12 protein-coding genes are annotated in these 9,225 nt (G+C 38.1%); 8 read left to right on the top strand and 4 right to left on the bottom strand.

Features of this window, described 5'->3' with window-relative positions:
* Positions 1-450 precede the first annotated feature (450 nt).
* Positions 451-837: a four helix bundle protein gene (locus RMY64_RS32990; protein WP_322702254.1), complete on the bottom strand. Its 387-nt coding sequence runs from the start codon at positions 835-837 to the stop codon at positions 451-453.
* 328 nt (positions 838-1,165) lie between these two features.
* Entirely contained in the window at positions 1,166-1,459 is a 294-nt protein-coding gene (locus RMY64_RS32985; RefSeq protein WP_322702253.1) for a hypothetical protein, read from the bottom strand.
* Between the two features lie 285 nt (positions 1,460-1,744).
* On the opposite strand from RMY64_RS32985, the gene RMY64_RS32980 reads away from it, so the two are divergent.
* Positions 1,745-2,401, top strand: coding sequence for a hypothetical protein (locus RMY64_RS32980; RefSeq protein ID WP_322702252.1), 657 nt, complete (start codon positions 1,745-1,747; stop codon positions 2,399-2,401).
* Positions 2,402-2,763: 362 nt separating this feature from the next.
* Here RMY64_RS32980 and RMY64_RS32975 read toward each other — a convergent pair whose 3' ends face one another.
* Positions 2,764-4,251, bottom strand: a complete 1,488-nt coding sequence (locus tag RMY64_RS32975; protein WP_322702251.1) for an IS1380 family transposase — start codon at positions 4,249-4,251, stop codon at positions 2,764-2,766.
* 130 nt (positions 4,252-4,381) lie between these two features.
* On the opposite strand from RMY64_RS32975, the gene RMY64_RS32970 reads away from it, so the two are divergent.
* The 7 genes from RMY64_RS32970 (at position 4,382) to RMY64_RS32940 (ending at position 8,767) form a co-directional block, all read left to right on the top strand.
* Complete coding sequence (locus RMY64_RS32970) at positions 4,382-4,642, top strand: hypothetical protein (RefSeq protein WP_322702250.1); 261 nt, start codon at positions 4,382-4,384, stop codon at positions 4,640-4,642.
* 3 nt (positions 4,643-4,645) lie between these two features.
* Complete coding sequence (locus tag RMY64_RS32965) at positions 4,646-5,023, top strand: hypothetical protein (RefSeq protein ID WP_322702249.1); 378 nt, start codon at positions 4,646-4,648, stop codon at positions 5,021-5,023.
* 661 nt (positions 5,024-5,684) lie between these two features.
* Positions 5,685-6,092 carry a prevent-host-death family protein gene (locus RMY64_RS32960; RefSeq protein WP_322702248.1) on the top strand — a complete coding sequence of 136 codons (408 nt, stop codon included), beginning with the start codon at positions 5,685-5,687 and terminating at the stop codon, positions 6,090-6,092.
* A 2-nt stretch (positions 6,093-6,094) separates the two neighbouring features.
* Positions 6,095-6,973 carry a hypothetical protein gene (locus RMY64_RS32955; protein ID WP_322702247.1) on the top strand — a complete coding sequence of 293 codons (879 nt, stop codon included), beginning with the start codon at positions 6,095-6,097 and terminating at the stop codon, positions 6,971-6,973.
* A 190-nt stretch (positions 6,974-7,163) separates the two neighbouring features.
* A complete protein-coding gene (locus RMY64_RS32950) occupies positions 7,164-8,057 on the top strand; it encodes a hypothetical protein (RefSeq protein WP_322702246.1) in 894 nt (297 codons plus the stop codon).
* A 9-nt stretch (positions 8,058-8,066) separates the two neighbouring features.
* Positions 8,067-8,498, top strand: a complete 432-nt coding sequence (locus tag RMY64_RS32945; RefSeq protein WP_322702245.1) for a hypothetical protein — start codon at positions 8,067-8,069, stop codon at positions 8,496-8,498.
* 77 nt (positions 8,499-8,575) lie between these two features.
* The gene (locus RMY64_RS32940; RefSeq protein WP_322702244.1) at positions 8,576-8,767 is read left to right on the top strand and encodes a hypothetical protein; all 192 of its coding nucleotides are present in this window, start codon (positions 8,576-8,578) and stop codon (positions 8,765-8,767) included.
* A gap of 75 nt (positions 8,768-8,842) precedes the next feature.
* Here RMY64_RS32940 and RMY64_RS32935 read toward each other — a convergent pair whose 3' ends face one another.
* Positions 8,843-9,217 (bottom strand): CU044_2847 family protein, encoded by a 375-nt coding sequence (locus RMY64_RS32935; RefSeq protein WP_322702243.1) that lies wholly within the window; start codon positions 9,215-9,217, stop codon positions 8,843-8,845.
* Positions 9,218-9,225 lie beyond the last annotated feature (8 nt).

Below are 9,225 nucleotides of genomic sequence, written 5' to 3'. Positions count from 1 at the left end.
CGCACGGATCTAACTGAGAGGTGCGGGGAATAATATCCCCCATCGACTCAACCAATATTACTGCAATGCAAAATGGTTCTGCTAACCGCTGTCGGTTCGCAGACAAAGTGAAAATTGTCGCGGACTATGTGAAAATATTCGCGGACTAATTGAAATTTATGTTTCCGAAACCCTAAGTTTTTCGTAGTAAACTGCGATCGCTAGTTACAGAATTACTGCTCCAAAGCCTTGTACTGTAAAGAGTTGCACCTTTTCTCCTCATTTGACGGAAAATTTCAAATAGTCTGCGAATTTGGTAGGAAATTTTCAAATAGTCTGCGACAAATTTTCACTTAGTCTGCGACAAAACAAGCCAGAACCCTGATTACTCCGTTGAGATTTTTTCAATTAGTCTGCGAACCGACACCGCAAAGGGGCAGAGGGGTAGAGGAGATGGGGAAAGAAAGAATACTAACGTTTCATTAACCAAGGCGAAGGGTTGGCAATCATATTCACCAGACCACCTAAGATTTGGTTGTAGATTCCATATAGTTCTCTACCTAATTCGACATTCAGATAGTTACACTTAACAGCAAACTCAATCCAAGTCTGAGTTTCAGCAGCCTCGGCTTCACAGTCATTCAGTTTCGCTACAAAAGCTGCTTCATAACGACGTTTTCGCCAAGCCTCTGCCATATTTGCACACACAGAACGGGACGAGCGGCGAATCTGATCCGTTAATGAATAACGCTCTTCAACAGGAAACTTTTTGGAGAGTTCAAAGATTTTCATGGCGGCATCAAAAGCCATTTGATAAACTTTCAAGTCTTTATGACTTTTAATCGGTTCTTTCTCCATCTCCTCTGCCCCTCTGCCCCCCTGCTCCTCTCCTCACTCTTTCACCAACATGCGATCGCGGGGTGCATGTTGGCAACGGAATAAAAACTATTACGCTGCCGATAAATTTTGTTTGTCTTGGTATCACCTTTGATGCGTCATCCAAGCGATAACCATTTACAGGGTGCTAACTTTTAGTTATAATTAGCCGTAACTTATTATAGGCACAATTAACTATCGCTTTGACTGAGTGCAAAGATAGTTTACAAAAGTTGCTCAGGCGGCAATACTGCGCGGATAACTGCAACCGCCTTGATGCAGAACTGTCTGAGAATACAAATTGTCTGCTTTAATTACAAAAATTATCTACCCGAATATCCCGCCAGACATCAGACACTTGCCAGCCGGAATTTCCCACAGATTGTACTGGAGGGTTGTCAAGGAGCGGAACATAGTCAGGAACTCTAGGCTCTGAAATCGCTACTGGTTTCTCCTCAACCTCAACCACAGGGGCAGTATAATTGACAGTATTAGCTTCAAGAAGTTGGTCTTCTGCCTCCTCGATTAGCTTCATCTGTTTCAGAGTAAGCTTGTCGGATTTTTTGATGATTTTCTTGGTATCTGTATCATTAGAAGTATTCATTGGCTGTTCCCTCGAAGGCATTGGCTTAAAAATTGGATGAGTAAATTTGGGGAAGGTAGGTATAAATAATTTGCACGGAATAAACACTCTACTGTAAATCTATGGGAAATACCAGTCCTTTGCTGAAGAATTTATCAATATCTGGCGTAAAAGCAGCACGAAAAATGTTTTAAGTAAATCAGCAGAGTGATTGAGCTAAGTTTCGTCAGTTTGATGGATGTCTCAGAGTGCTTAAATCAAGTGAAATTGTTCAGAAAGGTTTAATTCAAAACTCGTAAAGTATTTATGACACAAATCCCCATCGTTCGCCAGATTCTATCAGATCCAGATACCGGATTGTTGTCATATCTTAGTCAACAACTTCAAACACCGAGCTTTTCACATTTTAAAAGCCAATTTGGTTTTTATGTAGATGAGTCTTGTACACAAGTTACCTCGGTAGACGATTCTTTAGAAATACAAACGATACTTTTGCTGACTCTGAAGTTATCGATCATTGCAGATAGCCAAACTCCCTCGGATGAGGCGGCAGTACACGCTGTTGAGTTTCAAGAGTTGCTAGATGCACAAATTATTAGATGGAGCCAAAACAACCCACAATTGCTTAAACCAATCTCATCCATTAAAAGCACGTTCAGCCAGTTGTCAGATATCCCATTCCACGGTGGCTATCTTCCAGGTTTTGAAATTAGGAGCCAGTTTACTCTAATTTACAGTCCTGTCACTACACAGTTAAGCCAGTCAGAGGAGCCTCAATATTTCTTGCATAGTCCAGGCGAACGCACTCCCATCAGTGGACAGTATGAAGTGATCAATTCTAATGGAAAAGGCACAGGGCTAGAGGTAACATCAACTGCTGGAAATCCGTTTCCTCCAACGAGTGAATCTGACCAATCATATCGGTTAGTTGACCCCACGAAGCACAAAAAGTCTAATAGATAGCAATTCGTGTTGCTTTGGTGGTGAACGCATAGAAATATGGAACAAATGCTGTTGCTCCCGCATGAGTATAGGCTAGATAGCAACATGAGATAGGCTAATCCCGGATTTCTCACAAGTAAGAAAAAACACTTGGATGAGCAAAATTTAGGGTAATTTAATTAATACATCATTAAATTTAGATAAATGAGCAGGATAAATCAGAGTAAAAACCGAAAAAATAAAGATAAATAAGTTACAGTTTATCTACTTTACACGTAGATAAAAATTGTGATAAATAAATATAGACATAGCAAAGCGAGAGTTGAATCAAGTAAATTCACTCGAATAGCAAGCCAATAATAATGATTTAAATTATGTCAAAATTAACCAGGGCAAGGGAGTTGAGATAAACACTGATAAACCGTTGCAAAAACCTCCTTATAGGGGGAAGCACTACTAATAGCAATTAAAATCCGTCGGCTATTAATAGCAATGATTGCCCCTAGCTTTAGCAACTTGGTACGAATAGTTCCAACAGTAGCATTTTGAAATTCAGTTTTTGCTAAACATTGCTCCCGTAAAGCATGTATTAAAACATAAGCAACAGAAGAAAACCACAAACGTAGTTGATTGCCTGCGAAAGTATGGGTACTCGTTCTATCGCTTTGCATACCTAATTTTTGCTCTTTTAAACAATTCTCCATCTGACCGCGTGGACAATATTTTTTAGTATACAACCGCCCTGGAGGAACTTGTTTAATAGTAAGCGAAGTCACAACGAAACGATGAGCTACTCCTTCATTACTGTACTCAACTTTCGCAACAACGCGACGATTACGACTCCAAGTCTCTAAAGTTTTATAATTAAGCGAACAATACCAAACCGAGTTATCAACAAATGCTGTTGCTTCTTTTTTCAAATCGGATGAGGGCGCAAATAAGGTTTCAAAAAACTCTACTATAGTTTGCAGTTTTTCTGAATAATCTTGAGAAGCGCGATATTGAACTGACTGCGATAATTGAAGTAGGCGACTATTTTGCCCTAGCCCAAATACATAGTCAACTCCCATCTGGGATTCACACCATGCCATAATATCTTCTCTAGAATAGGCACTGTCTCCGCGAATAAGAATTTTCACATTACCCCACCGAGAGCGGATTATTTTTATAATTCGTTGTAATTCATCTAACGCCCCTTCTGCTGGGTCTACGTTAGAAGCACGAAGCTTTGCTACTAATAAATGTTGCCCACAAAAGATATAGAGTGGCGCATAACAATAACCTCCATAATAAGGATTAAAGAAAGCTTCTTCTTGATTACCGTGTACTAAATCGTCGGTAACATCCAAATCTAAAGTTATCTGCCGTGATGGTTTTGAATAGGATTCTAAAAATATTTCAACTAGCAGTTTTTCTATTGCTTCCCTATCATGTTCAATCCGATGATATCGGCTATCAGCTCTTGATGTGACATTTTCTGGGCAGTGTTCAAGACGATTTAAAGTACTTTTCCCTGCAAGGACTGATTGTTCTTTTTCTGAACCAATTATTTTCCCTAATGCCAAGACAAACATTGGGTCGTGGCGTAGTTCCTCATGGTCATTTAAGTCTTCATAACCCATTATCAAACCATATATTCTCTGCGCGATTAAGTTTTCTACTGAATGGTCGATTCTATTTACATCTCGGTAATCTTTGAAACATTCAGCTAGGCGTGATGTGATTTTTCGCTTTCGGTCTAGCTCCGCAATTAAAGTTAGTCCAGCATCTGATGTTACAGTCTCACCGATGAAATTAACTACGATTGGACATGACAATACAGGTTTAAACTTGAACTGTTCCGGTATACAATCTGTTTTATTGGGGGCCATGCTTAAACTGCTGGAATACTTGTGCAATATAGATTTTGGCAGTTTTTGACCCCTATTTTCTTATTATTTGTGAGAAATCCGGGTATCGCCTTTTGGGAGTTCAAAATTTGAGAAACAAGCTTTTATAAACTTGACCGAGTTTTTCATTCGTGATACATCAAAAGCGGAGGTTTGTCGCAGAATTTTCTGGCAACTTGTAGAAGTATCTAATCAACATAGCCAACAAGCACAGGAATTACTACTTTCAACAATTCTCGAAGCATCTCTTCGCTCTATAGATGGTCGTCTTTTTACAGCTAAGAAGGATAAGTCTTGGAATGTTGGAAAAGGTTTAGAAAACTTCTTCAATGCTTACCTGGCATCTGATGAGTGGACAGATACACGTAGTTGAATAATGAGAGAGCATTGCTATTTACGTGATCGTAATGCTCATCCAGACTGGCTATTTAGTCAAGGTGGTAGTTTCTCGGAAGCAGAGCAGGCACAGTCATTGGATAGTATGATTTTTCTGAGCCGTTTTTATGGATATATAATTTTTGCTCTTGCAGGATTCCAAGGTTTGAAACCTATTTTTCCATCTTCACACCAGACTTGGGGGGCAGCCGCAACTATTACAGTAGCTTCAAATTTAAATTTTGAAAATGCTTTCCCTGATTTGCATATACTAGGAGAAATGTCAAATTTAAAGAAATTAACTAAGCAATTATCAGAAGCAAAAACCTATCATGAAAAAACAATGATTTGGCGAAAATTTAAGCGAGGTATGAGATAAAATTTCCATTTTCTTTACGCATCTCAACAACTGTATTACATTGTAAATCGCCAGAAATAGCGATTGATTCACTATGCACTGGTTTTTACCACGATTTTATGATAATTTTCGCTGATTATGGGTGTATCTGTACTATTTTAGGCTACATGCTGCTGCTTTAGTTGAACTGATGCTAAACAACCGGATTCTGGTGTAGGCGATCGCTGGATGAATAGCGCACTTCACAAGTAGAGTGATCGCACATAAAACAGCCTTATCCTGTATTTCATGTAGTACTAAATGAGATGTTATATTACATTGCTGTTCAAGTGAAGATTAGTCCTGTACCACTCCCGGTTGCCATTGCCGGGAGATGAGATTGTAGACTTGTACTGGAGTGGCAATTGCAACATCTGCGATCGCCGTTCGCGCTAGCGTCTCCATTAGCGCACGTCCTACTATAGGCGGTAAGCGTAGCCATGCCGTCAGGCTTATCGCTCTGATAACTAACGGTTATCAACAATCAATATGCTGTAGATATTGTGTAGCAAGAGTTATAGCCTATAAATGTAAAACATATACAACTTGCTAAACTTGTTGCACAATGGTATCTTGTCTAATATAGTAGTTTCAGAAGCATTTGCCAGTATGTTTGTACTACAAAAGTAAGAGGAAAACAAGCGTGAGTTCTTTCAAGCAGCTTCCATTATCAGACCTAAGAGAAAGTCTGCCGAAGTTCAAGCGTCAGGTGCAGTTAGGGATGAAAAGAATTGCTGCTACTTATTATGGGCAAGTAGTTGGATTCTTAGTGCCTTTAAAGGATTTAGAAAAAGCTCTCTTAGATAATGCCATCAATAAAAGCGAAGAAATGTCATTATCAGATTTCCGGCTACATCTAACCGAATGCTGGGAGCATTTACAAGTTGATGTTGATTGTATTTATGTAACCTATCATACACGCAGAGCGGTTGCATTCGTTAGCCCTCGGTTGATTGCCTATCTTCCGATTCCAATGTCAGAAGTTGCAGATAAACTACTTGCTATTAATAGCGGTCTTATTGAAGTTGGAAGTTTAACTCAGGAGAAGTAATCATGTTTGAGATAGTATCTACCACAGAACTTCAGAATAAAATAAAAAATTTACAAGGCTATTATCCACCTGAAGCCTGCCAAGAGATTAATCATTTTTTAGAAATACTCAAGCAAGACGGACATTTGAGTAAAACAAATTTTTACGATATTAATACTAATGAAATAGCGGGTTTATATTGCAATTTATTTTACAAACCTTACTTAGAAGAAAAGAAAGTATTACTAATTGATATCAAAATGAAAGCGGCAGATATTTTTAAGCAAAGGTTTACGATTGAGGATGATTGGGATGATAATATTTGTGTAGATTCTATTCCCCAATATGATAAACCTAAGAAAATAATTGAGGCTATTTTACTTATTTATCAAGGAATAACAGACTCATACGAACTAGGTTATAAATTAGGTAATAGAGGAAAGAAAGACGTATATATTTCTCGACATGGACAGTATGCAAAACAGGCTTTGGAAGCACTAAAGCTGATTACAAGGATGCGGCAGGGCAATAAGTGGTTGACTGAGTTAACCCAAAAAGGCAGATTAATTGCTGAAGCACCTAATGAAGATTTACAAGTCAGACTGCTCATTGAAGCTATGTTAAGTTACCCTCCTGTTTGGCGAATTATTGATGCAGTTTCACTAAAACAATCACAGCTAAATAGTGTGCTAGTTTTAAATGATGAAGTAGTTAAAGAGCTTACTTTTCCAGAGGTATTAAAAGACGCAGATACTAGTAATCGTCGCTCACAGACTTTGAAAAACTGGATAAAGTGGATATCTAAAAAGTCAGGAATTCCTATCCGTATCCATGAAGAAGGGGTACAGCTTACAATTCCAATGTTATTTGCAGAAGTACTGGATGGTGCAGACACTGACTAACTATAAGTTTTCTGAGGTTTATAGCCAATAGTTTATAAAAAAAACTGATACGATCTTTTTGAAATTTTTGGCTATGTTGAAAAATTAATTTATGGTCTTGAGCCATAAATAACAGTAAAAATATCTAGATTGCATACTTGCATAGGATTTTTAAGTAAGTATAAACATTACCAATGGAAAGAAATGAGCTATGGAATTAATTTTAAATAATTACATCTACCAAAATGTATTTGCACGTCAAGAGCAGATAGTCCGCGTTTACTCCCAAAGAGAAGGAGCGAATGGCAGAGTTGTTTTAGAAGATATTGTAGAGATTTTGTTAACTGATATACCTTCAAATCCTAATAAAAAAATATTTAATAAGGCTGATTACAACGTACTCACTATAACCCAAGATAAAATTCAACTTTCTGGAATTAAGCTGATTGAACATGAAGGTTTACACCTTGCAGATGTAGAGCAGCTTCATGAGTTCTATAGTTTTTGTGATGAATTGGCAGCAGAAGAACTTTATGAAAGTTTGGGAGAGTGGCTAAGTTTCCAAGTTTGTACCTTGATTAATAAAAGATTAGCTCACTTAGGCGAAATGGTAAGCCAGATACCTTTCTGGGAGAAGTATACTTTAAAAGTTTCAAAATTATTTGATGAAAATCAAAAAATAACAATTAGAGAATGGTTGATTGGCTCTTACGGCTTAAGTGTTTCTTGGATAATTACTACATTTACTAATAAAGTCAGGAACATGATGGCTAATGCTTATAAAGTGAACTCTGGTGAAAAAGCAGATAAAAATGAAGGTAATGTGAATGTATATTATCCGAGAAATTTTGCTTTTGTTGCTCAAACAATAGACTGGTGGGTTGAGAGTGATGATTGGAGTTGGTTAAAAGAAGTAATTAAAAACAGTGTCGTTGTGAAAAATTCTATTGATGAAGACAAAGAGCAAGTGAGAAAATTGAAAAAGGAGGGCTTCAATATTGATGATATTATCCAAAAAGTTTGGAATGTGACCCAAACTTCCCATCAGGTTGAAGATGAAAATTATCAATACAAGATTTTGAAAGCTTTCGTTCAAATGGTCTAAGGGGACAAAATGATATTAGAAAGAAACGCTATAGAAATGGAAGATGCAATCAAGATATTGCAATCAAACGGGCTGCAACCGAATACACGTCGGCTTGGAAGCAAAAAAACTTTGATAGCGAAGCTAATGGATGGTTATTCACTCCTTATCGAAGAAGATAAATCAAGTCCTGGTTATTTATGTGCTTATTTAAAAAGTGATGAGCGCGGAACTATTACAATTTGGCATGAAATCACTCGTAAATCTTTAGCATCAGCTATCAAATATATACAGGAGCAACTAGGAATAGCTTCTAAACAAAAACCATTCGGTGAGCGTTGGAATATTGTTGCTGCTGCTGTAGTTAGCCTTGCACTGGTAGGTACGAGTTATGTACTTGTTAGCAATAAGGTCGCTGAATGTAATACTCAGCAATCCCAACAGCCTCTAATTCAACCTTAGATTAGAAATATCGGATATTTGTGTACTTAATTGCAAAATCGAAGACAATTGCAGATGCCGCATCGTTACATCAGGCAATGTCCAAAATTAAGGTTGATGAAGTTATCTGTATTAAAGGCAGCACGCTGATGGTCTTTTACACCCCTGGACACTGCTGGGAATTCCGTATCATCAGCCGCACAGGTGGCATATTCGGGGAGCAGAAGATTTATTATACGGCGGAGGCGGCGTTGAGAACTGGGTTAGAGTGGTTGCGGGATGAACGGTGATGAGTGCGTATGTGCGATCGCCAACTCTAACGCTAGGGACAGCGCCAATTACGAACTTCAGTTAATTTATGTCGCCTACTTATAATTTTGCTTGTTTTCAGGAAACTTACACTTCACCTCAATTTCAAAATTACTCTCCGCTGAACCCTCAGTTACAAACGGTATACCTGTTTTTCCACCTATCTTCAAGCCAAACTTCAAAGTCACCTCTTCAACTTCGGCTGCACCTAAATTTTTAAAAGCGCCAATGGCATATTTGGTATAAGCTCGAATTTGATGGTGAACTTCATCAATCTTGACAAACGCCTCTTCCCGCCAGCCGTAGGATTCTTTATCTTCATCAACCTCTGGTGTTATTACTTCTGGAATAGTTTGTCTATCTTTTGACTCGAACAGAATTGTATAGATTTCCCCATCTTCTTCAAAAATTAAACGTTCTATGTTCGACATCAAGCCCT

Source organism: Nostoc sp. DedQUE08, from assembly GCF_034530895.1.
In the GTDB taxonomy this organism is placed as follows: domain Bacteria; phylum Cyanobacteriota; class Cyanobacteriia; order Cyanobacteriales; family Nostocaceae; genus Nostoc.
Note: the sequence above shows the minus strand (reverse complement) of the source record. Positions and strands in the feature narration are given on the sequence as shown.